The following is a 26,015-nucleotide window of genomic DNA, read 5'->3' on the forward strand; positions in this document are numbered from 1 at the left end:
AAGGGGGCAAGTCCCCTTGTCTCATTTCTCGCGGTGGTGCGTTCTCCTCGTGGCGCTCCTTGACCGGGAGACGCGTCTGGTGAGCCTGCGCACGCCGCCAGCCACGCGGGGTGCCAGGTTGACGTCATTTGGTGAAATCACGTTGTAGTGGAGCGACCAGCGCCTGAGGCTCATGGTTACCGCCACACACAGGATGGCAGCCCAGGACTTTCCCAGCCAGAAGACTAGGACTGCCCCATAGTAGACGGTTGAGCCGGCAAGTGCGCAGAGGGCATAGTAGTTGCTTGGCTTAAAGATGCGCGGGATATCACCCAGGAAAACGTCGCGGAGCATACCCCCGCCCACGCCCGTAAGGGTTCCCATGAGGATTGCTGAGAACGGCAGGAGCCCGTAGACGATGGCCTTATCGGTACCCATGAGGGCAAAGAGTCCAACCGAGATGATGTCAACCCACTCGATGAGGCTGGAGAACCGGTCAAGGAGTCCCGGAAAGCAGAAGGCGATACTGCCCATGCCGGCAGCAGCTGGTATTGCGTAGGGGGAGGAGAGCATGTAAACCGAGTCCACCTGCATGGTGATGTCCCGGATGAGCCCGCCACCCAAGCCGCAGAGCATTGCGAGACCAACAAACCCTACGAGGTCGAGCTTTCTCTCTCGTGCCACAAGGATGCCAGATACGGCGCCAACCATCAGGGCTGCCAGGTCGAGCCAGGCAGGCAAAGAGACGGCGGCCATCTCGGGGCCAAATTTTGAGAACAGCTCCGGCATCCTGACTCCCCAGAGGTTTGACGGGCAAATATCTTCTCGCATTTTTGCTGCTGCGTGAGCGACCGTACAGGCAAGAAGGCGAGAATAACCGGTGGAGAGAAAATCGACCTCCCCTCACTGACGAACTTACGATATACTAGCCGTCGCAGTTCTTGGAGAGTTGTCCGAGTGGCCGAAGGAGCACGATTGGAAATCGTGTATACGCCTAAAGCGTATCCTGGGTTCAAATCCCAGACTCTCCGCCAGTAAATCCAGCGGCGTCCCATTGGGGCGCCACTTTTCACCCCACGGAGGGGTGGCAGAGTGGTTGAATGCGGCGGTCTCGAAAACCGTTTACCCCTTCGGGGGTACGAGGGTTCGAATCCCTCCCCCTCCGCCATTTGACGGCAAGGGCAGGTGCCAACTGGCGCCTGCCCTTTTTCCATCGCGGCGAAGCACAACCCGTCTGCTGTAGGAAAAGAGTGTAGAAACTATGTACGAATTTCGTCTCGCTACGAGCTTTGGTTTCAAGTTTTCCTGCGTTTCTCGCCCCCAGAGCCCTACCCGTAAGCTGCCTGTCCGAAAGCGGTATGCGCAGCGTCAAATAAGTGTCAGGTGCCAGCCGTACCCTTTGAGCATACGAGAAGGATGCGTGGCTGGGCTAAGGCGTAATGATGGCAGGTCGCATGGGGTTTATGGATTCGCGCAGACCGCAGATTGCAGGGGGAGTATCTGCGGCAGCTGTGATACGATACCAAATCGCATGCTTCCTGCCCTGGGCGCAAACCTTCACGACCTAGGGCCATCAGCCCAGAGGAGGTGACACCATGAAGGCCTATGAACTGCTGTTCTTTGTCGATCCCACGAGCAACGAGGAGACTCGCGCTGGCGTCATGAAGCGCATCGAGGTCGCTATAACCACTGACGGCGGCACCGTCGACTCCGTTGAGGAGTGGGGCAAGCGCAAGCTTGCCTACGAGATCGACCACCTCACTGAGGGTGACTACACCCTCATCAACTTCCACGCAGATCCTTCCCAGATCGCAGAGCTCGACCGAGTCCTGCGCATCAGCGATGCCGTCAAGCGCCACATGATCGTGGCTCGCACGGACAAGGACTAGTCAGCGGAAGGTGGGCCTTGCGCCCGCACGGAGAGGTAGTGAGCAACGTGAGTATTAATAGAGTGAACATCTCGGGCAACCTCACCAGGGACCCGGAGCTTCGTTCCACCGGTGGTGGCACCCAGGTCCTCTCCTTTGGTGTCGCAGTCAACGACCGTCGTCGCAACCAGCAGACCGGCGAGTGGGAGGACGTTCCCAACTACGTCGACTGCGTTGTGTTTGGCGCTCGTGCCGAACCGCTCTCGCGCTACCTCAGCAAGGGCTCCAAGGTCGCTATCGAAGGAAAGCTTCGCTATAGCTCCTGGGAGACCAAGGAAGGTCAGCGTCGTAGCAAGCTCGAGGTCGTCGTGGACGAGGTCGAGTTCCTGTCCAGGAACCAGGGTGCCGCACCACAGCAGCAGGGTGCTCCTGCCCAGCGCTATAACAACGCGCCGCAGCCGTCCCAGCAGGCTCCCTACGCGCCCGCGCCGCAGCCGGCTCCGGCTCAGTATCCTGCCCAGCAGAACTACTCCGCCCCAGCTCCGGCAGCACCGCCTGTCTCTGCGCCCCCCGCAGCAGACGTCTATGATGAGGACATCCCGTTCTAGTAACAGCAAGGGCGGCCATTGAGCCGCCGGTCGAAAGGCAAACCAGACATGGCTCAGCAGCAGAAAAAGCAAGAGTTTCAGCGCCAGCCGCGTCGCAAGTACTGCCAGTTTTGCAAGGAGGAGGCCGAGTACATCGACTACAAGGATGTACAGCTCCTTCGCAAGTTCATGACCGACCGTGGCAAGATCAAGCCCCGTCGCGTCACTGGCGCCTGCACGCAGCACCAGCACGATATCGCGGTTGCCATCAAGCGGGCCCGCGTTATGGCGCTCCTGCCCTACACCGTCCCCGTGGTCTCCAGCCGCGGTGGCCGCAGCCGCAGCTAGGGTGCGGGCGTAAAGAAAAACCACTAGGTCATGACGACGGAGAAGCATACAGACGAGCAGACCAGGGCCCTTGCGCTCTGGGACGCATCTAACCCAACGGAGAGCTCGCCCGAACAGGGCGGGATTGTTCCTGCGGGGGACGGTGCACAGGCACCGCGTGGCGGATCGTCGCTCATCGTCGGGCTTGTCATCTGCGCACTTGGCGGAGCCATTGCTGGATACATCCCCATGCTCGGGTGCTTCGCCATTGGCTACGGTGCGGTTATCACGCTTGCAGCGCGCAACCACATGCAGACCCTTGCAACACTTGCCTGCGCGCTCGTGCCAGCGGCGGTCGTTGCCATCGTGGCCGAAGTCGCGACGGCCCCAAGCGTGCTCGTTGCCTGTCTCATAGGCATCGGGACGGCATGGGCCACATCGCGTAGCAAGCTGTCGCTTACGGTTGCGTTCGCGCTTGTTGTGTGCGGCACCTTCGCGCTCATCGGCGTAGATGTAATCCAGCTGCAGTCCATGGGCTCCTCCATGGCTGACATGATCACGGACCTTGTGAATGCGTATGCCTCGGGCATTAGCGTTACGTCCGTCTCAGCGGCAACGCAGATTGACGAACTGCGTGCCATGCTCCAGGTGTACTGGCCCAGCGCGTACCTCTTCGTGGCACTGATCGAGTTCCTCTGCAGCCTTCTCGGCGCACGAGCGTCAGCAAGACGAGAGGGGTTGGGCGCAACGTTGCCCGCATTCGCCCGCTACGACGTCCCCGTGTGGCTCGTCGGCGTGCTTGTGGCCGACATCCTAGGGCTTACTGCAGTGGGGCTTGTTCCGGCAGCGTACAGCACCGCTGTGAACATGGTCTCCGCTAACGTGCTTGTGGCACTCAGGATTGCGTTTGCAGTCCAGGGCTTTGCCGTCATCGCCTGGATCATTCGGACCAGGCATGTGGGTGCCTTCGCGGGGGCCTGCACCATAATCGCGGGTCTCGTTCTCGAGAACCAGCTTTACGTCATGACCGTCGTGGGGCTTGTCGATGTGTGGAAGAACTTCCGCCACCTTCCTAGGGGCGTGAAGACCACCATCCAGAGCAACACGGATCAAGATCAGAAGTCGGCATAGCCGACTGAACGAAGGAGTGTCCCATGAAAGTCATCCTTTTGGGTGAGCTCCGGGGCAAGGGCGGAGAGGGCGACGTCGTCGACGTAGCCCAGGGCTTCGCGGAGAACTATCTCTTCCGCAACAAGATTGCCCAGCCCGCTACCCCCGGCAACCTTAAGCAGCTCGAGCAGCGTCGCGCCAGCATCGAGAAGCGCGAGGTGGAGCGCATCGCTAACGCCGAGGCCACCAAGGCCATCCTCGACGGGAAGCTCGTGAAGGTCGACGCGAAGATTGGCGAGGAGGGCCAGCTCTTCGGCTCTGTCACCTCTCAGCAGATTGTCGAGGCCATCAAGGCCCAGCTCGATGTTGAGGTCGATCGCAAGCGCGTCGTCCGCGGCGCCACGATTAAGACCGCCGGCCGTCACGCCGTCGAAATCAACCTCTACCGTGAGGTCAACGCGAAGGTTATCGTCTTCGTAGGCGACGAGCCTGTTGCCGAGGAGCCTGAGCCCGTTGAGTCGACCGAGGCTGTAGAGGCCACTGATGCCACCGAGGCTGCCGAGTAGCCTTAGGGGTTTTCGACCAGGCTGGCCCTCAACTGGGGATTTCAACAACCCCAGCAAGTCAGGAGCATCGGTTGTGGTCCTCGGCGAGTAATCGCCTAACACAAATTTGCCCCGCATGCACATGCCGCATGCGGGGCAAACGCCCGAAAAATGCATACGTATGGCTATTCAACTGGGATAATATCAAGAAATCGGATATTTATACCAAATCAGCTGGATAGCTCCAAACGTAATGAATATTTAAGGCCTTTGCTCCAGAAGGCCTTCTCGGATGTTAACGCACCGCTTGCCAAATTGTTGAAAACGTTGAAAACTCTCAAAGTGCCCGCTCAGAGAGAGGCGTTTTTAACATCACTTGTAGAAGACTGGAGTGCTTTTTCGCTTGCCGCAGGTAGAAGGCTTACGGTCGGCGATTGGTTGGTGATGAACCGCGGATGCTCAATGCGGTAGCATCCAGAGGACGAGAAATAGTGGGCAGAGATGGAGAGGGGTACAGCACGGTGGCGCAGGACGGGTACGACATCAATCCCACTCAGATGACGGCGACGTCTGATGTTGCGATGCCACAAGACCCCGAGGCCGAATCTTCGATTCTCTCGGCCATGCTCATCTCGCAGGACGTTCTGCAGGAATGTCTCATCGAGTTGGATCCGGATGACTTCTACATCCCCTCAAACCGCAAAATCTACCTAGCCATGCATGAGATGTTCGACCGCAACATGGCAGTGGACACCATCTCTCTTGCGGACTTCCTCAAGAGCCAAGGGGAGCTTGAGCGCGTGGGTGGCAGGCCCTACCTGCTTGACCTTGGCAATAACTCGCTTGCGCTCGTTGGATGGCGACGTCACGTTGAGATGCTGCGTCGCGACTCCACACTGCGTCGGATGATTTCTGCTGCCGCACAGATCACTGCCTTGGCCTACGATGCCCCCGAGGACACCAAGGAGGTCGTGGACAAGGCCGAGAAGATGCTGCTCGACGTCACTAACAGGGACGTGCGTTCTAGCTACCAATCCATCGATACCATCATGAGCGACCTCTTCGACCAGCTCTCGGACATGTGCGAGAACCAGATCTCCGAGCTGGGAGTGAAGACCGGCTTTCCTACCATCGATTCGAAGCTCCTTGGCTTGCGTCCCGGCCAGATGGTTGTCATCGGCGCCCGCCCTGGCGTTGGTAAGACCTCGTTTGCGCTCAACCTGGCAGTGAATGCAGCGTTCAATGGTGCGTCGGTTGCGTTCTTCTCGCTCGAGATGAGCAAGATCGAGATCGCCCAGCGCTTGCTCTCGGCACAGTCGGGCGTCGGCCTGCAGGAGATTCGCTCGGCGCACATCCAGAACGACCAGTGGCCCGAGCTCATTCGCGGTACCGATGAGCTCTCTGGTCTGGATATCATGGTCGATGATACGCCCGGCACAACCGTCACCGAGATTCGCGCCAAGGCCCGCCGCATGCTCCACGGCAAGAAACTCGGCCTTGTTGTGGTGGACTACCTGCAACTCCTCTCGCCCCCTGCTGGCATGCGCCGCGCCGACAGCCGTGCCACCGAGGTCTCGGAGATGTCCCGTGGCATCAAAATCATGGCCAAAGACCTCGAATGCCCCGTCATCGCCCTGTCGCAGCTCTCGCGTCGCGTGACCGAGCGCACCGGCAAGCGTCCCGAGCTCTCGGACCTTCGTGAGTCCGGCGCAATCGAGCAGGACGCCGACATCGTCATCCTCCTCGACCGTTCCATGGACGAGGAGGAGGCCGCCCGCGACGACCGTCCGGACATGGGTGTGACCAACTTCATCATCGCGAAGAACCGCTCGGGCGCGCTTGGTGACGTCCCCCTCACCTTCGTGGGCAACAAGACCAAGTTCCTCGAAGTCACAACCCGTTACGACTAGCTGTCTGGTGCCACCGGCTTAAGTGTGCCCAAGGGGACCCAGACGCACCTGGGGCGGGCCGGCCGCGCCTCCCTACACCAAGGTCTACGGCTCCAAGAGGTCTTCGACCTTGCAGCCAAGCTCTTGGGCAAGGCTCCATACGGACTTGGCCTGCGCCCTGTTGATGTCCTTTTTTCTCTGCTCATACTGTTGGATGGAGCGCAGGGACACCCCCGAGGCCTCGGATAGCGCGGCTTGGGTAAGGCCGGCGTCTGCCCGATAGCGGCGGAGCCGCGTGGGCGCGTCCCTTTTTGCAAGGACCTCGGTTATGTAGAGAGAGACGACGCGCGGCGAGGCTATGCGATGAGTCTCAAACAACGAGAAGAGCTCTTTGACCCCAAGATACATGGCGATGCCGCGAAACGTCGCGCCAGTGTCCCACTGATGGTAGGCGAGCATGCGCCCGCACCACTTCGCTCGGTCTTGCGTCCCCTTGGCCGGGCGCCTCTCGTTCATGAGCATCAGGTCGAGGCCGTCGGACGATTGCCCCTCGCAGACCGAGAGAACCAGCTCTATGCCCGATCCGCTTAGCTGAGGATTCGCACCCGGTCCATCGAACGAACGGGCCAAGGCGGAGCTTGTAAACAGGTCATAGAAGGACTCAAGCCCTCCCGGGAGGAGCTTATCGGCAAAGTCGAAGGCTTTCCCCAAGGTGTTCATGACGTCACCGAGCCTGTCCTCGGGATAAGGATGCATCGCTGGTCCCTTCTAAAGTAGTGTAGAAACCGTGATGATTGCGGGTCCTTTTCTACCGTTCGTCGGATTCCACAATTGGTAGAGAAGAAAACGAGCAGGTAAATGACCGTGACGAACAGGTCAAAATACAAGTATCTCCATAGAGTCAGTAAGCCACTGTAGTGCGCCCCTTTAGCACCAAAAAAGCAGAAGGAATCGAGATGGCTCGCGGCGATACGGAATTGATATATCTCGACAACGAGCCGCAAGCGGAAAGGCCCAAAGGGTCATCTGGGCTGAATGCTAGACTGCGGCGCATCGTGCTGGAGGTCGTCTCTTCTGGGGACAGGCAATCGTTAGAAGGAAGGAAGCAGAAATGGCAACCGTTCAAGTCATCTTGATCCTGGCCGTCTTCATCGGCGGTGTTGCGCTGATGATGACCAAGAAGATGCCCGCCATCCTGGTGCTGCCGGCGATGGGCATTCTCATCGCCGCCGTCGCTGGTGTGCCGTTTATCTCGGACGACAAAGAGGTGAAGACCATCACCGCCTTCGTGATTGGCTCCGGTGCGGCAAAGCTGGCCTCCACCATCACGGTGACAATCTTTGGCGCGATTTTTGCCAAGGTCATCCAAAAGGAAGGCATCTCCGATGCAATCATCCGCAAGGCGGCCGAACTCGCCGGCGACAAGCCCACAATCATCGCAATCGCGCTGACCGCTGCCATCGCAATCATCTTCACCGCCATGAGCGGCGCAGGCCCCGTCATCATGGTGTCCCAGATTGCCATCCCGCTGCTCCTCTCGGCGGGGATTTCCCCCGTGGTGGCAGCAAGCCTCATCCTCCTTGGCCTGAATATTGGCCTGCTCTTCAACGTGTCCCAGTACCAGCTCTACGTCGACACCATCGGGATGGACATGGAGGTCATCAAGTCCACCTCTGTCGTCATGGGCGTTGTGTGCGTCGTCGTCACCCTCGTCTACATCGTCCTCAATACCCGCAACGCCTCCAAGAGCGCTGCCTGGGCAGCCAAGGCCGCCGATGATGCCAAGGGTGTCAACCCCGTCGCGCTTGTCATGCCCATCGTCCCCATTGTCCTGGTCTTCTTCCTCAAGTGGAACGCCGAGACCTCCCTTATCGTTACCCTTATCGTGACCGCCCTCATCACCAAGCCTGGCCAGGCCATGCAGGTGCTCTCCAGCTCCGTCGTCGAGGGCATCAAGGATGTCGCCGGCGTCATTGCCCTCATGATTGGCATCGGCATCCTGCTCAACGGCGTCGCCGCTCCCGAGACCTCTGCCCTCATGCAGCCCATCATCTCCATGATTTTGCCGAGTAACCCTGTTGTCTACGTCATCCTCTTCACCATCCTGTCCCCGCTGGCCCTCTACCGCGGCCCGCTGAACATGTATGGCCTAGGCTCCGGCCTTGCCAACATCTTCGTTGCTGCAGGCACCCTGTCCCCGGCCGCAGTCGGCATGGCGCTACGCTCCACAAGCGTTGTCCAGTGTGTCTCCGACCCCACCAACACCCAAAACGTCATCGTCGCGGATTACGCCAACGTCGACGTCAACGATATCCTGAAGTCCACCCTGCCCTACACCATGGCTATGGCGCTGTGTATCCTGACCTACACGGCTGTCGCCCTGTTCTGAGCAACGTCCTTTGGCCTGGCGACCTTCAAGGCCGTCTGGGCCTTCGGTTTCGCGCGTCCGTTCTTCTCGCCTTGCCCAAGATGCCGAGAAGGATGGGCGTGCGCTTCGACTCTTTTCCACCAGGTCCAAAAGAAAGGCTTGACATGGGTAAGCACAGCGTGAGGATTGGTATCGACGTCGGAGGCACCTTCACCGACGCCGTTGTCATCGACAACGAGACCTTCGAGGTCCTTGCCAAGGAGAAGGTTCCGACCACGCACCATGCCAAGCAGGGCGTCGCCGCCGGAATCGTGCAGGCGATCGACAAGGTCCTGGCCACGAATGACATCTCGCCCGACGATGTGGTCTTCATTGCCCACGGCACCACGCAGGCGACCAATGCTCTCCTTGAGGGAGACGTTGCCAAGGTTGGCGTCATCGGCATGGGGAAGGGTGTGGGGGCGGGCATGGCTGGCTCCGAGACCACCGTGGGAAACATCGAACTCGCTCCAGGCAAATGCCTGGAGACCGAACACGAGTTCATCGAGAGCGGCTCGCTTTCCGACAAGCCCATAGCTGCCGCCGTCGACGTACTTCGCGACCGCGGCTGCGAGGTCATCGTGGCCTCTGAGAGCTATTCGGTGGATGATCCCGCCAACGAGCAGCGCGTTGTCGCCAAGGCAAACGAGATGGGTATGGTCGCCACGGGTGGCTACGAGATCTCGCAGCTCTACGGCCTTTCCGCCCGCACGCGTACGGCCGCAGTCAACGCCGCCCTGATTCCCAAGATGATGGAGACCGCCAACATGACGGAGGGTGCCGTCAAGGACTCTGGCATAAGAAAGCCCCTCATGATTATGCGTTGTGACGGCGGCGTCATGTCAATCGACGAGGTCCGCAAGCGCCCCATCCTCACCATGCTCTCCGGCCTGGCGGCGGGCGTGGCGGGCGCCCTTATGTACGAGAAGATCACCGACGGCATCTTCCTTGAGGCCGGCGGTACCTCGACTGACATCTCCGCCATCAAAGATGGTAAGGTCATGATTAAGAACGCCACCGTCGGCGGCCACAAGCTCTATCTGACCTCGCTCGACGTGCGTACCCTAGGCATCGCCGGCGGCTCCATGATTGTGGTCGAGGACGGCAGGATTGCAGACGTGGGCCCGCGTTCTGCCCATATCGCCGATAAGGACTACGAGGTCTTCACCCCAGCCGAGAGCATTTGCGATCCCAAGGTTGAGCTCATCGCCCCACGAGAGGACGACCAGCCTAACTACGCCGTTGTCGCGTGCTCGAACGGCAAGTCCTACGCCCTCACGCTCTGTGGCGCGGCAAACATCCTAGGCTATGTCCCTGAGGGAGATTACGCTGCAGGCAACGTTGAGTCTGCGAGAAAGGCGTGGCAGGCGCTTGCCGACAAGATTGGCGGTACCGTCGAGTCCCTTTGCGAACAGACCATGGACATCGCCATGGGCAAGGTCGCCCAGATAGTGCAGGGCCTTGTCTCCGACTATGACCTCAACCCCAACCTTATCTACCTTGTGGGCGGTGGCGGCGCCGCATCCGTGGTCACTCCCGCGCTGGGGAAAAGGATGGGCATCCGACACCGCATCGCAAAGAACGCCCCGTACATCTCCACCATTGGCGTCTCCCTTGCGCTTGTGCGCGAGCAGATCGAGCGCAACGTGGCCAGCCCCACCGACGAGGACATCCGAAAGATTCGCCACGATGTGACGGAAGCCATCACGCGCGCGGGCGCGGACACCGCTACCGTCGACATCACCGTAGAGGTCGACGCCCAGAAGAACATCCTGAGGGCGACGGCAACGGGCGCGACCGAGCTGCGCACAAAAGACCGGAACTCCCAGGCAAAGAGCGAGGACGAGCTCGCCGCAATTGTCGCCGAGGCATGTGGAGTCGAGAAAACCGCGGTCGAGAAGGTCGCGAGCGAGGGTCGTTGGCATGTCTACCAGGCAAACATTGTCAAGAAGGTCCTCTTCGGCCTCATGAAGAGCAAGAAGAGCGTAGTGCGCGTGATAGACGAGGAGGGCGTGATTCGTCTCCAGAAGGATGACGCGCGTGCTGCCGTCTTCACAAAGGGTGAGATTGACGGGGCCCTCTCGGACTTCGTCGACTCGATGACGCTCTACACGGATGCCGGCGCCACGCTGCCCAAGACCTACCTCTTCTTTGGCCAGAGGATGTCTGACCTCTCCGGCGTTCTCAATAAAGACCAGCTCATGAGCTTAGCCAAGATAGAACTCGAGTTTGCCGGCGACGACCAGCCCGTCATTGTGGTCGCCGCCAGGGGCTAGGCATGGACCCCCACCCCGCAGCGCCGTATGCTCCCGAGCGAGAGCTCGCGCTTGTCCAGGTCATGGCGGAGCCGTCGCTTTCCCGTGCCGAAATGGGAGACCTGCCCGGCTTCATAGACGCCTGCCTTGCGGCGGGGCGCGAGCGCGCGTCGTGCTGGCGAGGCCGTGATCCGCAGGATGTCTTGATGGGGCTCGGGTATGTCGTAAGCCGCATCGCGGGGGCCTCGCCGGGGTCGCGCGCGGGGTTTCATCTATGCGCGATGACGCGCGCGGGTACCGCGTGCGGCGGGACCGTCGAGCTCTATGTCGACGAGGTCGCCACCAAGCGGCGATCCCTTCTCGCCTTTGGCGTGATCCTCGAAGAGGAGGAGCTGTGCCGCCTGCACCTTGCGCACGAGTTCTACCATGCGCTCGAGTTCTCGCGAGGGCCTATGACCCCGGACGTAACGCCCCAGGTGCGCGTCTGCGGGATTCTTGGCATGCGGTACCGCCGCCCGGCGTGCGCCAGCGAGATTGCGGCCCACGCCTTTGCACGGTGTATGACGGGCTTGTCAATCTCGCCGCAGCTGGTGGATGCCATTGCCCTGATGGGCGAGGGGGCGCTCTCCCAGAGGGCATTCCTGTCCCAGGTAGAGCGCGCGCGAGAGGTTCTGGGCTCACAAGTCGTTTGCCGTTGATTGGAGAGACGTGGACACGTACGGATTTGGCGCGAGGGACCTTCCCGTTCTGGGGGAATGGGACACCGTCGTTGTGGGCGGGGGCACCGCCGGGGCGTCTGTCGCTATCAGCGCGGCTCGAGAGGGAAACAGCGTACTCGTGGTCGAGAAGGCCGCGTCTCTCGGCGGCACACCTACGCATGCCCTGGTCACGCCCATGATGGGCTCGCGAGTCGAGCATGGCCACAACTTAGGAGAGATAGAGAGGCGCCTCATCGCCTTGGGCGTCAAAACCCGCGAGGACGACGGCCTTATGGGCTACATCTGGTTCACGCCGGAGACCTTCGCCGAGGTCCTCGAGCAGATGCTGCTGGAGGCGGGCGGTACCGCGCTCTATGACGCGACGCTCGCCTCGGTGGATGTGGAGGCCGGCGCGATCCGTGCCATTGAGGTCATGACCGTGGAGGGGCCTCGGGCGATTCTTGCCAAGCAGTTCGTTGACGCCACGGGAGACGCCGTGCTCTCTCGCTTGGCTGGCGTGCCGTGCCTTTCTGGCGACGATGACGGAAACAACCAGATGAGCTCTCTGCGCTTTGAGATGGGCGGCATCGACGTCGACGCCTACCGCGACTACTGCCTTTCTCTTGACGACGATTTCAGCCCCCTGAGGCAGGGATACTTTTGGGAGTCCGCCATGGTCGCGGAAAGGGGATTCAAGCTCGAGCCGCTTTTCCAGGAGGCAGTCGCCGATGGCGTCCTCCAGCCGGACGACCTTGTCTACTACCAGTGCTTCTCGCTTCCCACAGAGCCTGGGTGCATGGCGTTCAACTGCCCGCACCTTCCAGGCCTTAAGAGCAACGCCTCGGCCATGGCGCGCTCTGCCGCCCTTGCGCAGGGTCGCTTTCGCGTGAGGAGGCTCGTAACGTTTCTCACCGGGTACATGCCCGGCTTCGAGCATGCGTTCCTTATCCGCGAGGCAGGCATGCTGGGAATCCGCGAGAGTTGGCGCATCCAGGGCACCTACGTGCTCGATGTGGGTGACTACATCAAGCGTGCCCGTTTTGGGGACGCGGTCGCCAGGGGGACCTGGTACATCGATGTGCACTCTGCCACCAAGGGTCTTGTCCATATGGAGAAGTACCGGGCGGGGGAGTATTACGAGATTCCGTACCGCTGCCTTACCAACAGGGTCGTTAAGAACATGCTCACGGTGGGCCGCTGCATCTCGACGAGCTTTTTGGTGCAGGCAAGCGTGAGAATCCAGCAGACCGTGATCGACATGGGCGACTCTGCCGGAAGGGCCTGTGCGCGTGCCCTTGCCTCTGGAAGGGAGCTCGCCGACTTCGACGGATGCGGCCTTATGGACTAGCCGTTCGGTGTCACCGGGTTGTCTGGGCGAGCGGCAGGCTGGATGCCTGACGGTGCGCCAGCGCCCTCTCGTCTGAGCACCCAACCGGCATGCGGTTGTCGCTGTGGGTTGTTTCCGTGCTCGGTGGCATCGCTTACGGGAAGTGCTGGCCATGCCGTATACTTGCTTGGCTAGGGGTTCCGTGCGCGTGGCGCCGGCTACCCGCCTATCACACTCTTTTGAGGGGGAGCAATGCCTGCATCAGTTCTCGTGGGTACAGAGTGGGGCGACGAGGGCAAAGGTAAGGTGACGGACCTTATTTCCGGCGAGTTTGACGTCGTCTGTCGCTACGCTGGCGGGGCCAATGCAGGCCACACCGTTATTGCCGGCGACCACAGGCTGGCCCTTCACCAGGTTCCCTCTGGCGTCATGTACAGGGGCGTCTACCCCGTGATTGGCAACGGCTGCATCGTCGACCCCGAGGTTCTTCTCGACGAGATTGACACCCTCGAGGAGCAGGGTATTTCCTGCAAGGACCTCAAGATTTCCGGCAACGCCCACATCGTGATGCCCTACCACAAGGACCTCGACGGCGCGCACGAGAAGAAGCTCGGCAAGAACCTCATCGGCACCACCAAGCGCGGTGTCGGCCCTTGCTACATGGATAAGATGAACCGCACGGGCCTGCGCATCCAGGACATGCTCGACGAGAAGATCTTCCGCGTGAAGCTCGAGGCGGCTCTGGCCTACACCAACCCCATCCTTGAGAAGGTCTACGAGCTGCCCTCCTACACGGTGGAGCAGATCTGCGAGACCTACCTGCCCTATGCCGAGCGCATCCGCCCGTACATTGTGGAGAGCTCGCTCTTCCTGAACGAGCAGCTTGAGGCCGGCAAGAACATCCTCTTCGAGGGCGCTCAGGCCACCATGCTTGACATCGACCACGGCACGTACCCGTTTGTGACCTCCTCCAACTGCACTGCTGGTGGTGCGGTGACCGGCTCGGGCGTCGGCCCTACCCGCATCGACCGCGTGTTGGGCGTTGCCAAGGCCTACCTCACCCGCGTGGGCTCCGGACCCTTCCCCACGGAGCTGTTTGACGAGGTTGGTGACAAGCTGGGCGAGGTTGGCCACGAGTACGGCGTGACCACCGGCCGCAAGCGTCGCTGCGGCTGGTATGATGCCGTGGTTGTGAACTACGCCGCTCGCGTGAACGGTCTCACCGACCTTGCAATCACCAAGCTCGACGTACTCGGCTGCCTCGACGAGATCAAGGTCTGCGTTGCCTACGAGTGCGATGGCAAGCGCTACACCACCGTTCCCGAGCACCAGTCCGTCTTCTATCACGCGAAGCCCGTCTACGAGACGGTTCCCGGCTGGAAGTGCGACATCTCCGGCGTGCGCAACTTCTACCAGCTTCCGCGTGAGGCCAAGGACTACATCGACTTCCTTGAGCAGCTTGCTGGTGTGCGCGTCTCCATTATCACGGTGGGACCCGAGCGCGAGCAGACTATCAACCGTTACTGGGATTAGGTACCGCACAGACGCGCCCGGGAGCACCGGGCGCGTCATGTGTTCCGCGAACGAGGGAGGACACGTGAGCGATTCGAAGGTTGACATTCTTCTCCTGGGTGCCGGTGGCCGTGAGCACGCACTTCTCGCAAAGCTTGCCGGGTCGCCTCGAGCCGGAAGGCTCTGGGTTGCTCCGGGCAACGGTGGCATGGACGCTCTGGCCGAAGTTGCCCCTGTCGTCCAAGACTCGCCTGTCGACGTGGCCAACTTCGCGCGCGAGAAGGGCATAGACCTCGTGGTCATTGGCCCGGAGGCTCCGCTCGTGGCCGGCGTGGCAGATGCCGTGCGATCTGCGGGCATCGCCTGCTTTGGGCCCAATGCCTCCGCTGCGCGCATGGAGGGTTCCAAGAAGTTCGCCAAGCAGGTCATGGCACGCGCGGGCGTGCCCACTGCGGCATGGCGCTCCTTTACCGAGCAGGAGCCGTGCGAGGACTATGTCCGTCACCTCGACGGCCCCTGTGTGGTGAAGGCCGATGGCTTGGCCGCTGGCAAGGGCGTCATCGTGGCGAAGGATGCCAGCGAGGCTCTCGAGGGAGTGCGCGAGTGCTTCTCGGGCCGATTCGGTGACGCCGGTACCACGGTAATCGTCGAGGAGACCCTCGACGGACCCGAATGCTCGCTTCTTGCCCTCACCGACGGTACCACGCTGGTGCCGCTTGCGATCGCGCAGGACCACAAGCGAGCCCTCGACGGCGACAAGGGCCCCAACACCGGCGGTATGGGCGTCTACTCGCCTGTCCCCACGGTCACGCCCGAAGAGCATGCCGCTATGGTTGCCATTGAGCAGCGCGTGGTCGATGAGCTCCGTGCTGAGGGCATCACGTACTCCGGCTGCCTGTATGGCGGCTTCATGCTTACCAAGGAAGGCCCCAAAGTGCTGGAGTTCAACGCTCGCTTTGGCGACCCCGAGACCCAGGTGGTCCTTCCGCGCATGCAGGCCGACCTCATCGACGTTTTTCTCGCCTGCGACGAGGGGTCCCTCTCGCCCGACATGGTCTCATGGGGCGACAACTGGGCCGTCTCGGTGGTTCTCGCCAGCGCCGGATATCCCGGCGGCTACGAGAAGGGCAAGGCTATCTTTGGTATCGAGCGTGCGGAAGCGCTGGATGGCGTTACCGTCTACCACGCCGGAACGGTGCTCGATGACAAGGGACGGCTGGTCACGGCTGGTGGGCGCGTGCTCGATGTGACGGCCGTGGCGCCCACGTTTGAGGAGGCCCGCCGTCAGGCGTACGCGGCCTGCGACCTTATCGACTTTGAGGGAAAGACCCTGCGCCATGATATTGGGGCCAAGGCGGTTCTTCCCCGCAGCAACGGATAGCGCCGAATCACTCGCGTAGTACGAAACGAGATACTTTGGAGGCACAGGGCAGTGGCACGGGTGCAGGATATGGGTGCCGATAAGGACGAGGGATACTCGTACGAGGCGTCACCTGCGGACGATTCGCAGATTCGTCCGCAGTACGTCGAGGCGGTTCCCACGATGGACGACCTTCGCTCGGCCACCGCAGACATGCGCTCGGCTGCCGATGACCTTACCTATGATGGTGACCGTTCGAGCCAAGACCACGTCTCAGGCCTTCCGCAGGCCCGTAGCCTGGTGCTTGGGGAGGACGACCCGCGTGATGCTGGCCTCGAGGAGCACCCGGTTTCTGAGGACGTTGCCTGGACAGGCCGCATCTTCAACGTCAACCGCCTGCGCGTGAAGCTTCCCGATGGTCGCACGGCCGTGCGTGACGTTGTACGCCACCCGGGTGCCGTGGCGGTCGTCGCGCTTACCGACGGGGGGCGCATTTGCCTGGTGCGTCAGTTCCGCACGGCGCTTGACCGCGTGACGGTTGAGATTCCCGCAGGCAAGCTCGACCCAGGCGAGGACCCGCTTGACGCCGCCCATCGTGAGCTGGCCGAAGAGACGGGCATGCAGGCCAAGAAGATGGCCTATCTCACCACCATTGCGACGTCTGACGGCTTTTGCGACGAGCTTATCCACCTCTACATGGCAACGGGCCTCAGCTATCACCAGTCGAGCCCCGATGCCGACGAGTTCATCAACGTTGATCTAGTCGAGCTGTCCGAGCTGGTCGATGCGGTTCTCGACGGCAGGGTCGAGGACGCGAAGACCGTGGTCGGCGCACTTGTCTGCGATGCGATTGCGCACCGTCTTGCGCCAGGCGAGGCTGCCGGTCCCGTGAACGACCCCATGAGCGATGGGAAGGTCGATGGCTAAGCAGAAAGGCGAGATGGCTCGCCGCCAGACCAATGCCCTAACCGGCGACGAGGCTGAGAAGCTCTTCGAGACCGTTGACGAGACGGGCCACTCCAACGAGGAGGTTGCACGCCGCGAGCGTCGCCGCCGCAAGGAGAAGGGTACCGGCGTCGATGTGGACCCGCTTTCCTCGGAAGACCCTTCCGGCTCTAACGTCGGCAAGGTCATCGCGAAGACTGCCGTTGGCTTTGTGCTGGTATTTCTCATCATTGTGGTTGCCGCGCAGGTGATTTTTGGCGTGGTGCGCCGTTCGAACACGGCAGACCTTGCCCACAACGTGACAGTGACGACGGTGGCCTCGGCGCTGCGTGGTGGAGTCGAGTGGGGCAACGGCTTTACGCAGTTCCCCGAGGACTTCTCGGTGCAAGAGGCAGACGAGAATACCGGGACGGTTGAGGTGACCGTAATCGACTCCACCTCAAGCGATGCACTCGAGTGCTTTGCTGGATCGCAGGTGCAGGCGTCGGCTTTCTCGGTAAACTGCCTGCTCAATCCCAACATCAATACCGTCATCTACCACGTGAACGTTCGTATGGACGAGAACGGCAAGTTCAAGACCTCGCAGTTGTTTGGGTTCCTCAAGCCCACGGGCGATGTGACCTCGTTCATCACGTTCGTGTGGTCCAAGACCCAGAGCTCGACGGGCGTGAATTTTAACTGCAGCATTACCGGCGTGGACTCGACGCTGCAGGAAGAGCTGCGCAGCCAGGTCACGACGTCGTTCACGCCGGTTGCGATTCTGAACAACCTTACGGGTGGCTCGACGGAGAACAGTACGACGACGAGCAGCGGATCGAGTTCTGGTTCGAGCAGTGGGTCAAAGTAGCCGCAAGCGTCGCAGCTGGTGGCGCGGTATGCGTTGCGGCCCCAGCGCCCCTCTCTGCGGGAAATCGCCGGTTAAAGCAGGTTAAACGTTCGGGATTTCCGGCAGTGCCACTAACCCGTGGAACCTCGCCGATTAGGTCGCCGTAACCGTCCCGGATTTCCGGCTATGTGGAAGACCGCGACTTTTCGCCGGTTAAAGCAGGCTAACCGTTCGGGATTTGCGGCAGTGCCACTAACTCGTAAAGAAACGCCGATTAGGCCGCCGTAACCGTTCGGGATTTCCGGTGCCGCTGCCGACCTGTAAAAATTCGCCGATTAGGGCGTGCTAACCGTTCGGAAAATCTCTAAACGGCGAGAAATGACAAGATGTGACCACTGCGACCTGACACCGCGCGATAGCAGGGAACACCAAATGACACCGCAGCCCTCAATCCTCTCGCCCAATCCTTCGCTCACAACGCCAATCCCACCACTCGCGGATTTCTCTTCTTCTCAATAGACAAAATATCCCATTTGACCTGCGGGTAAGCGTGCCGTCAGACACCTGTCAGTTATAAGGGTCGTCCTGTCAGGTACAAGAAGCTCACGATGGCGGCTGGAAGGGGGAGAGCGTGAGCAGGGGATATTGGCGAACGGTACAGGATGAGGTCAACGAGGCGCTCTCTGCTGCGGAGGAACGGGGAATGTGCCTCTGTGTGAAGAGCGACCGCACACGCCGCCTCCTTGAGCGCCGGGCGACGGCTGGAATTGTGACGTCACCCTTTCCGCGCACATACGCGAGAACGTCATACTGGAAGTCCCTCTCGCCAGGCGCCCAGTCGCTGCACGTGATCCGCGCAGCAGCTGCCTTGCATCCTACATGGGTGTTCTGCGCAACGTCAGCCGCGATAGCCCATGGCCTGCAGGTATCTGAGCCAGACCCGTCGGTGGTCCACATTTTAGATGCAAAGAATGGGGGACACCGAGGGAAGCACGTGGTAAGGCACCCTGTTCCTCCTGCGGTTGGCGAGAAAGATAAGGTTGTCGCCGGTGTCAGGGCGACTCCTCTTGCCGACACCATCTCGACGTGCCTGAGGACCCTCCCCATGCCTGCCGGCCTTGCCGTTGCGGACTCCGCACTGCGCGACTACGGCCTTACGCGAGAGGGCCTCGCAGGCTTCGTGCAAGCCCAGCCGCATTCGAGGGGTTCCCGCCAGGCGTTTCAGACGATAGGCTGGGCTGATGGCCGTTCTGAGAATGGCGGAGAGTCGATGGTGCGCGGAATTATCATCGAGCTGGGATTTTGCGTGCCTGAACTGCAGGTTCTTGTAGAGGATCCAACCCGTTCCGGAGGTGAGTACAGAATCGACTACGTTTGGGACACCGGTGTCGAACGGCCGATATTCGGCGAGCTTGATGGTGCAGGCAAGTACGCCGAGCAGGGAGCTTGTGGCGGACGAGGCGAGAAGGTCTCGGGAAAGGCAATTCTCGCTGAGAGACGCAGGGAATCTCGCCTCACCCTGTACGATGCCTCGATTGTGAGATTTAGCTTCCCAGAGGCCAAGGACCGACCCTTTTTCAAGGCCCTGCTTGAATGGTACGGAGTGCCAAAGCGGGACTTGTGATGTCGTAGGGTTTCGCCGGTTAGGCCGCCGTAACCGTTCGGGATTTCCGGTGCGGCTGCTAGCCTGTAAAAATTCGCCGGTTAGGGCTTGCTAACCGTTCGGAAAATCTCTAAACGGCGAAAATCCACGGGATGAGAGGGCCGAGCAGCCCGCGGCTGGCCGCCCCAGCTACCTCACAAGCGCCGCAACCTGCCCCAACAGGCTTTCGAACGATACCCCACGCACCTCGTTATCCGGCTGCAACCGCGTAATCCGCATGGCATCTCGCACGAAGTCCGCTGCAAACGCCACGGCATCGTAGACGCTGCGCCCGCACATCACCGCTCCGGTGAGCGCCGAGGCAAACAGGTCCCCGGTTCCGTGTGTCATGAACGGCAGCTGCTCGCCCACGACCTCCACCAGGTTGGTCTTCTCGCCAGCAATATAGTTCCTGATAAGCCCGTCGCCTCGCACTACGCCCTTCATCACGACGAGATGCGCACCCATCCCCACAAGCTGCTCCGCATAGCGCTCGACCTCGGCCTGGGAGAGGTCCTGCCCGCGGTACGGCATGCCGGTAAGCAGGTGCGCCTCGGTAAGGTTGGGGGTGAGAATATCGGCTCCCGCGACCAGCGCTCGCATCTTCTCGCACAGCTCGACCGTATACGTGGGGTACATCTTGCCGCCATCGCCCATCACTGGGTCAACCACCCTAAGCGCCTTCGGATGCTCGCGATAAAGCCGCTGGATTGCCCCCACCTGCTTCGCCGAGCCCAAGAACCCGGAATAGATTGCATCAAGCTCGATGCCTTCCTTCTTCCAAGCGTCCAGGTAGTCGTTGAGGATTGGCGTCGTATCGTGCATGTAGAACGTGGGGAACTTGGTGTGAGCCGAGAAAAGCGAGGTGGGTACGGGGCACACGTCGCAGCCAGCCGCGGAAAGCATGGGGATGGCAATCCCCAGCGAGCACTTGCCGTATCCACACAGGTCATGCACTGCGGCGACGCGCGGGATGTAGGCGCCCTCTCGCTTGTAGAGAATCAGGTCCTTGGGATTCATGCGATACCTTTCGGCTCGTGCCAGTCCAGTGGCTGGGCTGTCAGCTGTTGTCGACATTTGTTGCTGTTGGTCAATGATAGGCCCCATGGCCCACGTTCGCCCTGCTCCATCTATACTGTGAGGGTCTCTGAAACCAAACGTTAAGGGGGACCTATGGCGGACAAGCCGCTGGTGGGAATCATCATGGGGTCCAAGTCGGACACGCCTGCGATGGAGGCGTGCACCGCTCAGCTGGATGGGCTGGGCGTTCCGTACGAGCTGGTCATCGCGTCGGCGCACCGCTCGCCGCAGAAGGTTCACGACTGGGCCTCCACGGCAGCAGACCGCGGCCTCAAGGTGATCATCGCCGCTGCAGGCAAAGCGGCCCATCTGGGTGGTGTCGTTGCTGCCTATACCCCACTTCCCATCGTTGGCGTTCCCATGAAGACGAGCGACCTGGGCGGCATGGATTCCCTGCTCTCCATGGTGCAGATGCCATCGGGGGTGCCCGTGGCCTGCGTGGCCATTGGCGGCGCTAAGAATGCGGCCATCTATGCCACCCAGATCCTGGGTGCCACCATGCCGGAATACCGTGAGAAAATCGTTCACATGAAGCAACAGATGGCAGTGGCCTAGCAGCTCTCTGCCAAGCGCTAGCCGCAGCCAAGGAGGAAAGCACCACATGAAGAAGGAAGAGCTACTCGAGCAGATCAAGCTTGCCATGAAGGCGCGCGAGAAGGACCGCGTGTCTATCCTGCGCCAGGTCAACCAGGCCGTGAAGCAGGTCGAGGTCGACGAGCGCCGCGATGCCACCGAGGCCGACGTTACCAAGGCTGTCAAGAAGCTCCAGAAGGTTACCGCCGAGGAGCTCGACGGCCTGCGCAAAGCCGGCACCGAATCCCACGCCGAGCGCATCCAGGAGCTCTCGGCCCAGGCGGACATCCTTTCTCAGCTCCTGCCCCGCCAGCTCGAGGGCGCAGACCTCGAGCGGCTGGCCGACTCCCTCATCGCCCAGCTTGGCGTCACGTCCAAACGCGACATGGGCAAGGTCATGGGAGCGCTCACCAAGGCCACCAGCGGCAACTTCGACAAGCCTACCGCCGCTGCGTATGTGGGAAGCAGGCTCTCCTAGTTCGCCGTGACCGAGAAAGGCAACCACGTGTCAAACAGTCAAGGCAAGCACTTCGGCCAGCAGTCGGAGGACAGTCCCGTACCGGCGCAGCACGCGGACGGCAGCCAGCACACTGCCAGCCCTGCCAACAACCAGCGTGCCGCCGGCTTCATACCCGTCGTCACGGGCGACCCGCACGCAAAGGGCAGCGGTGCGCGTTTTGCCCGCAGCGACCGTCGCATGGAGAGCGGCAACTACCTCGATACCGACCCATATGACCTCTCGGGCCGTCGTTCCCGTGACCCGCGCAAGCGCCGTAACCGCATCGTCTCGACGATGCTGTTCATCGTGGGCATCGCGCTCCTTGCGATTGCCGCGGGTATGTGGGGATACTCGCAGTGGCAATACCACGAGCAGGACGTGATTAACGAGAAGCTTGCGCAATACGCAACCATCGATGATGAGGGCAACTCGGCGCCGGTTGTCGATTGGGCATCGCTCAAGGCCATAAACCCCGAAGTCGTTGGTTGGATAGAGATTCCCAATACCGTTGTGAGCTTCCCGGTCTACCAAGCGTCCGATAACGACAAGTACCTGCATACCAACGCAGAGGGTGCCTACTCGCTGGGCGGCCAGGTCTTCATGGACTACCAGAACCAGGCGCCTGGCATGCTTGACCAGCAGACCATCATCTACGGTCACCACCTGCGCAACGGTGCCATGTTCAAACCCATCGCCGACATGGACAACCAGGAGGCCTTCGATTCCGTGGGCACCGTGTGGTACGTCACCGAGGGTGCCAGCTACGAGCTTGAGCCCCTCCTCCTCTATTACACAGACGAGGATGACACCAACGTGCGCACGTTTGGCTGGGCGAGCGAGGATGAGTTCCACACGTACCTTTCGGACCTTCTTGCAAAGTCTGTGACCAGCCGGCCTGACGCAGCGGAGCTCATCGGCAAGGCGGACCACGTGCTTACCCTTTGCACCTGCAACTACATTGATGGCTACGGCCGCACCATCCTGGTGTGCGTACCCAAGAGCGAGGTGGCATCGTGACGGAGGCGTCGTGGACGCGGGAGCCAAGTGACGACAAGCTGCACGACGAGTGCGGCGTGTTTGGTGTGTGGGCACCCAGCCATGACCCCGCGCGCATGGCGTACTTCGGGTTGCGGGCCCTGCAGCATCGAGGGCAGGAGTCTGCGGGCATTGCCGTGGGAGACGGGCGTACGGTTCTGGTCCGCAAGGATCTGGGCCTTGTGACGCAGGTCTTCTCCGAGGCCGACCTTGCCGCCATGCCGGGCAAGGTTGCCATTGGCCACTGCCGCTATGGCACGGCAGGCGCCAAGGGATGGGAGTCGGCGCAGCCGCACCTCTCGATGATCAACGACGTAATCATCGCCCTTGCGCACAACGGTACGCTCGTGAACTTTGATGCCTTGCGTGCCGAGCTCATCGAGATGGGCATCCCCTTCCGCTCCAATACCGATAGCGAGGTTGCGGCCAAGCTCATCGGATACTTTACGCAGCGTGGCCATCGTTTGCGCACCGGCATTGCGCATACCATGCGCATGCTCGAGGGCGGCTACGCCATGGTCCTTGCCCGCGAGAACGCCCTCTATGCGTTCCGTGATCCGCACGGTATTCGCCCGCTGGTTTTGGGCAGGCTGGGAGAGGGCGAGTGGGTCGTTGCGTCCGAGACCTGCGCCCTAGACATTGTTGGTGCCACCTACGTGCGCGAGGTCGCGCCGGGCGAGGTCATCCGCATCTCCGACGACGGCTTTCGCTCCGAGCAGGGCGTGCCTCCGCGGCCCCACGCCGATTGCATCTTTGAGCACGTGTACTTCTCGCGCCCGGACTCTGTGAAGGACGGTAGCTCGTTCTACCTCATGCGTCACAACATGGGCCGCCGCCTTGCGCGCGAGATGCCCGTTGTCGGTGCCGACCTTGTTATTTCGGTGCCCGACTCCGGTACGCCTGCGGCTGAGGGATACGCCGCCGAGCTGGGTCTGCCCTACGGCACCGGACTCATCAAGAACCGTTATGTCGCGCGCACGTTCATCCAGCCAACGCAGGCCCTGCGCCAGATGGGCGTGCGTCTCAAGCTCAATCCGCTGCCCGATGTGGTACGCGGCAAGCGCATCGTGATGGTGGATGACTCGATCGTGCGTGGTACCACGTCCAAGCAGATCGTCCAGATGCTCCGTGACGCCGGCGCCGCGGAGGTCCACATGCGCTCGGCCTCGCCCACGGTCACGTGGCCATGCTTCTACGGCATCGATACGGCAAGCCAGGACCAGCTCATCGGTGCCAACATGTCGCTTGAGGAGATGCGAGACTATATCGGTGCGGACTCTTTGGGCTTCCTCTCCCCAAGGGGGCTGATCGATTGCGTCCCCCACGGAGGCTACTGCACGGCCTGCTTCACCGGCGACTACCCGGTGGCAATTCCACATTCGTTCTACGAGGAGAAATTCCTGTCCGGCTACAAGCCGCACAACCTCATGCAGTCCTCGCTCGAGTCGCATATGGGCATTGACCAGGTGGCGCGCGAGGTCGAACAGGACTCAGCGGCGCGGCTCAGGGTTGACGAGAAGCGCAGTGGCGTGGACGAGAAGAACGAGGCAACCCTATCCAGGAAGGATGGACAAGATGGCAGATAGTCCCCAGCACGTCTCGTATGCAGACGCCGGTGTCGACGTAGACGAGGGCGCCCGCGCCGTCGACGCGATCAAGGCAGCCGTGGCGTCGACCAACCGTCCCGAGGTCATCGGCGGCCTGGGTGGCTTTGGCTCGTGCTTCTCGGCGGCGGCGTGTAAGGATATGGATGATCCGGTCCTGGTCTCGGGCACGGATGGCGTGGGCACCAAGCTTGCCATTGCGCAGCTGCTCGATCGTCACGAGACCGTGGGTGAGGACCTCGTTGCCATGTGCGTCGACGATGTGGTGCCCATTGGTGCCGAGCCCCTGTTCTTCCTGGACTATGTGGCCATTGGCAAGCTGCGTGTCGAGCATGTGGCAAAGATCGTGGGTGGCATCGCCGAGGGTTGCCGCAAGTCCGGCTGCGCCTTGGTTGGCGGCGAGATGGCCGAGCATCCTGGCGTCATGAACCCCAACGACTACGACCTGGCCGGCTTTGTGGTGGGCGTGGTTGACCGCCCAAAGATGATTGGGCCGCACCTGGTCCGCGAGGGCGACGTTATCCTGGGGCTTCCCAGCTCCGGCATCCACTCCAACGGCTATTCGCTCGTGCGCAAGGTTGCCATTGAGGGCAAGGTCGTCGAGGAGCTCGAGCGTCCGCTTCCCGAGCTGGGCGGGGAGAGCCTTGCGGACGCCGTGATGCGACCCACCACCATTTACGCAGGCGGACTGGTGCGTGCGCTTCGTGCGGGCGTGCCTATCCATGCAATGGCCCACATCACCGGCGGCGGGATTACCGAGAACCTCAACCGCGCGCTGCCCGGCAGCGTCGACGCTGTGGTCGACCGTGGTGGCGAGGATGGACCCGCATGGGACGTGCCACCGGTCATTACGTACATGGTGCGTGCCGCTGGCCTCACGCCCGATGAGGCGTACAAGACCTTCAACATGGGTGTTGGCATGAGCGTCATCTGCGGTCGCGATGACGTGGATGAGGTCTGTGAGGGGCTTGTTGCCCAGGGGTTTGCGCCGTTTGTGATGGGGGAGTGCGTGCCGGGCAAGGGCAAGGTGGTCTATCGATGAGCATCAAACTCGGAGTGCTCATCAGCGGGTCAGGTACCAACCTCCAGGCCCTTATCGACGCTATTGCCGCAGGCAAGCTCGATGCCAGCATCGAGCTTGTGGTGAGTTCGCGGCCCAGTGCGTACGGCCTTAGGCGCGCGGAAGAAGCTGGCATCCAGACGCTTACGCTTTCCAAGGAGATTTACGCGGACCCGACGGTTGCTGACGAGGTCATAGCCACCGAGCTGCGGCGCGTCGGCGTCGACTATGTGCTCATGGCCGGCTACATGCGCATGGTGCACGACCCGATTCTGGCCGCATTCCCCAATCGAGTGCTCAACATCCACCCGGCGTTGCTTCCCAGCTTCAAGGGCGCGCATGCCATCCAGGACGCTTTCGACTACGGCGTCAAGGTCACGGGCGTGACGGTTCACTTTGCAGACAACCACTACGACTGCGGGCCTATCATCGCGCAGAGAGCGGTGGAGGTGGAAGAGGGCTGGACGGTCGAGCAGCTTGAGGCCCGCATTCACGAGGTCGAGCACGAGCTCTACCCGCACGTGGCGCAACTCCTGGCAGAGGGGCGCGTGCACGTGGCCGAGGGCGGGCGCGTTGTAATCGACTAGAGCCGCCCTGGCCAGTCTTTGACGGCATCGGTGGGGCTGGGCGTCTCGTGATGAGGGCCCATTGCCTCGCCAGCGCCGCTGTTTTGCGCCGGGAAGAAATTCGGGGCCCCCATCGGAAAGATGGCGATTTCTGTTTTGACGGTTTGTGGCAGTATTGGTTCAAGACGTTATATGCTATATGTTGAGTGCCAATTTACTGCCTGCTGCTTTGCAAAGTTAGCCAAGGCATCTACTTGGCAAGACCTTCTAAAACTGCCACCAACCGTGAAAACGTGCCATCCGAAGGCTTCGGAGCCACGC

Annotated in this window: 24 protein-coding genes and 2 tRNA genes; 23 read left to right on the plus strand and 3 right to left on the minus strand. The window is 61.3% G+C overall.

The annotated features are described in order from the left end of the window. Positions 1–21: 21 nt before the first annotated feature. On the minus strand, positions 22–768 hold the full coding sequence (locus E0E00_RS05635; protein WP_130811518.1) for a trimeric intracellular cation channel family protein: 747 nt from the start codon (positions 766–768) through the stop codon (positions 22–24). Positions 769–922: 154 nt separating this feature from the next. Between E0E00_RS05635 and E0E00_RS05640 the strand changes: the two genes are divergently transcribed. From E0E00_RS05640 to dnaB, 8 genes are all read left to right on the plus strand, one after another. Beyond that, positions 923–1,013: transfer RNA gene (locus E0E00_RS05640), tRNA-Ser, on the plus strand. A 44-nt stretch (positions 1,014–1,057) separates the two neighbouring features. Beyond that, a tRNA-Ser gene (locus tag E0E00_RS05645) sits at positions 1,058–1,147 on the plus strand. A 427-nt stretch (positions 1,148–1,574) separates the two neighbouring features. Continuing rightward, positions 1,575–1,868 (plus strand): 30S ribosomal protein S6, encoded by a 294-nt coding sequence (rpsF, locus tag E0E00_RS05650; RefSeq protein ID WP_130811519.1) that lies wholly within the window; start codon positions 1,575–1,577, stop codon positions 1,866–1,868. A gap of 47 nt (positions 1,869–1,915) precedes the next feature. Further along, the gene (locus tag E0E00_RS05655; protein ID WP_130811520.1) at positions 1,916–2,455 is read left to right on the plus strand and encodes a single-stranded DNA-binding protein; all 540 of its coding nucleotides are present in this window, start codon (positions 1,916–1,918) and stop codon (positions 2,453–2,455) included. A gap of 48 nt (positions 2,456–2,503) precedes the next feature. Next, positions 2,504–2,782: a 30S ribosomal protein S18 gene (gene rpsR / locus E0E00_RS05660; RefSeq protein ID WP_130811521.1), complete on the plus strand. Its 279-nt coding sequence runs from the start codon at positions 2,504–2,506 to the stop codon at positions 2,780–2,782. A 30-nt stretch (positions 2,783–2,812) separates the two neighbouring features. Beyond that, entirely contained in the window at positions 2,813–3,892 is a 1,080-nt protein-coding gene (locus tag E0E00_RS05665; RefSeq protein WP_130811522.1) for a DUF2232 domain-containing protein, read from the plus strand. A 23-nt stretch (positions 3,893–3,915) separates the two neighbouring features. Continuing rightward, the gene (gene rplI / locus E0E00_RS05670) at positions 3,916–4,437 is read left to right on the plus strand and encodes a 50S ribosomal protein L9 (protein ID WP_130811523.1); all 522 of its coding nucleotides are present in this window, start codon (positions 3,916–3,918) and stop codon (positions 4,435–4,437) included. 536 nt (positions 4,438–4,973) lie between these two features. Next, the gene (gene dnaB / locus E0E00_RS05675) at positions 4,974–6,326 is read left to right on the plus strand and encodes a replicative DNA helicase (RefSeq protein ID WP_130811687.1); all 1,353 of its coding nucleotides are present in this window, start codon (positions 4,974–4,976) and stop codon (positions 6,324–6,326) included. Positions 6,327–6,410: 84 nt separating this feature from the next. Here the strand turns inward: dnaB and E0E00_RS05680 are convergent, their stop codons facing one another. Beyond that, a complete protein-coding gene (locus tag E0E00_RS05680) occupies positions 6,411–7,061 on the minus strand; it encodes a helix-turn-helix transcriptional regulator (protein WP_130811524.1) in 651 nt (216 codons plus the stop codon). Positions 7,062–7,416: 355 nt separating this feature from the next. Between E0E00_RS05680 and E0E00_RS05685 the strand changes: the two genes are divergently transcribed. The 9 genes from E0E00_RS05685 to E0E00_RS05725 all read left to right on the plus strand — a co-directional run bounded on the left by E0E00_RS05685 (position 7,417) and on the right by E0E00_RS05725 (position 19,259). Further along, positions 7,417–8,694, plus strand: coding sequence for a transporter (locus E0E00_RS05685; RefSeq protein WP_130811525.1), 1,278 nt, complete (start codon positions 7,417–7,419; stop codon positions 8,692–8,694). Between the two features lie 143 nt (positions 8,695–8,837). Next, a complete protein-coding gene (locus E0E00_RS05690; protein ID WP_130811526.1) occupies positions 8,838–10,988 on the plus strand; it encodes a hydantoinase/oxoprolinase family protein in 2,151 nt (716 codons plus the stop codon). 2 nt (positions 10,989–10,990) lie between these two features. Continuing rightward, complete coding sequence (locus E0E00_RS05695) at positions 10,991–11,665, plus strand: hypothetical protein (RefSeq protein WP_130811527.1); 675 nt, start codon at positions 10,991–10,993, stop codon at positions 11,663–11,665. Between the two features lie 10 nt (positions 11,666–11,675). Beyond that, entirely contained in the window at positions 11,676–13,013 is a 1,338-nt protein-coding gene (locus tag E0E00_RS05700; protein ID WP_130811528.1) for an FAD-dependent oxidoreductase, read from the plus strand. A 231-nt stretch (positions 13,014–13,244) separates the two neighbouring features. Beyond that, entirely contained in the window at positions 13,245–14,525 is a 1,281-nt protein-coding gene (locus tag E0E00_RS05705; RefSeq protein ID WP_130811529.1) for an adenylosuccinate synthase, read from the plus strand. A 37-nt stretch (positions 14,526–14,562) separates the two neighbouring features. Continuing rightward, positions 14,563–15,885: a phosphoribosylamine--glycine ligase gene (gene purD, locus E0E00_RS05710; RefSeq protein WP_130811530.1), complete on the plus strand. Its 1,323-nt coding sequence runs from the start codon at positions 14,563–14,565 to the stop codon at positions 15,883–15,885. A gap of 192 nt (positions 15,886–16,077) precedes the next feature. Next, a complete protein-coding gene (locus E0E00_RS05715; RefSeq protein ID WP_130811688.1) occupies positions 16,078–16,791 on the plus strand; it encodes an NUDIX domain-containing protein in 714 nt (237 codons plus the stop codon). Then, a complete protein-coding gene (locus E0E00_RS05720; RefSeq protein WP_130811531.1) occupies positions 16,784–17,656 on the plus strand; it encodes a hypothetical protein in 873 nt (290 codons plus the stop codon). The genes E0E00_RS05715 and E0E00_RS05720 overlap by 8 nt, the downstream gene beginning before the upstream one ends. A 973-nt stretch (positions 17,657–18,629) precedes the next feature. Continuing rightward, complete coding sequence (locus tag E0E00_RS05725) at positions 18,630–19,259, plus strand: hypothetical protein (RefSeq protein ID WP_130811532.1); 630 nt, start codon at positions 18,630–18,632, stop codon at positions 19,257–19,259. Between the two features lie 168 nt (positions 19,260–19,427). On the opposite strand, the gene E0E00_RS05730 is transcribed toward E0E00_RS05725, so the two are convergent. Next, a complete protein-coding gene (locus E0E00_RS05730) occupies positions 19,428–20,297 on the minus strand; it encodes a pyridoxamine kinase (RefSeq protein ID WP_130811533.1) in 870 nt (289 codons plus the stop codon). Between the two features lie 153 nt (positions 20,298–20,450). Between E0E00_RS05730 and purE the strand changes: the two genes are divergently transcribed. From purE to purN, 6 genes are read left to right on the plus strand one after another with little or no spacing between them, the layout of a single operon-like run. Beyond that, positions 20,451–20,912, plus strand: a complete 462-nt coding sequence (purE, locus tag E0E00_RS05735) for a 5-(carboxyamino)imidazole ribonucleotide mutase (RefSeq protein WP_130811534.1) — start codon at positions 20,451–20,453, stop codon at positions 20,910–20,912. Positions 20,913–20,958: 46 nt separating this feature from the next. Then, positions 20,959–21,408: a GatB/YqeY domain-containing protein gene (locus E0E00_RS05740; RefSeq protein WP_130811535.1), complete on the plus strand. Its 450-nt coding sequence runs from the start codon at positions 20,959–20,961 to the stop codon at positions 21,406–21,408. Between the two features lie 27 nt (positions 21,409–21,435). Further along, positions 21,436–22,446 carry a class B sortase gene (locus tag E0E00_RS05745; RefSeq protein ID WP_242622138.1) on the plus strand — a complete coding sequence of 337 codons (1,011 nt, stop codon included), beginning with the start codon at positions 21,436–21,438 and terminating at the stop codon, positions 22,444–22,446. Continuing rightward, positions 22,443–24,050, plus strand: coding sequence for an amidophosphoribosyltransferase (gene purF, locus E0E00_RS05750; protein ID WP_130811536.1), 1,608 nt, complete (start codon positions 22,443–22,445; stop codon positions 24,048–24,050). The genes E0E00_RS05745 and purF overlap by 4 nt, the downstream gene beginning before the upstream one ends. Next, positions 24,040–25,110 (plus strand): phosphoribosylformylglycinamidine cyclo-ligase, encoded by a 1,071-nt coding sequence (gene purM, locus E0E00_RS05755; RefSeq protein WP_130811537.1) that lies wholly within the window; start codon positions 24,040–24,042, stop codon positions 25,108–25,110. Before purF ends, purM begins: the two co-directional genes overlap by 11 nt. Further along, positions 25,107–25,715, plus strand: a complete 609-nt coding sequence (gene purN, locus E0E00_RS05760; RefSeq protein ID WP_130811538.1) for a phosphoribosylglycinamide formyltransferase — start codon at positions 25,107–25,109, stop codon at positions 25,713–25,715. The genes purM and purN overlap by 4 nt, the downstream gene beginning before the upstream one ends. Positions 25,716–26,015 lie beyond the last annotated feature (300 nt).

Origin of the sequence: Olsenella sp. Marseille-P4559 (assembly GCF_900605015.1) — a bacterium.
GTDB lineage: Bacteria > Actinomycetota > Coriobacteriia > Coriobacteriales > Atopobiaceae > Tractidigestivibacter.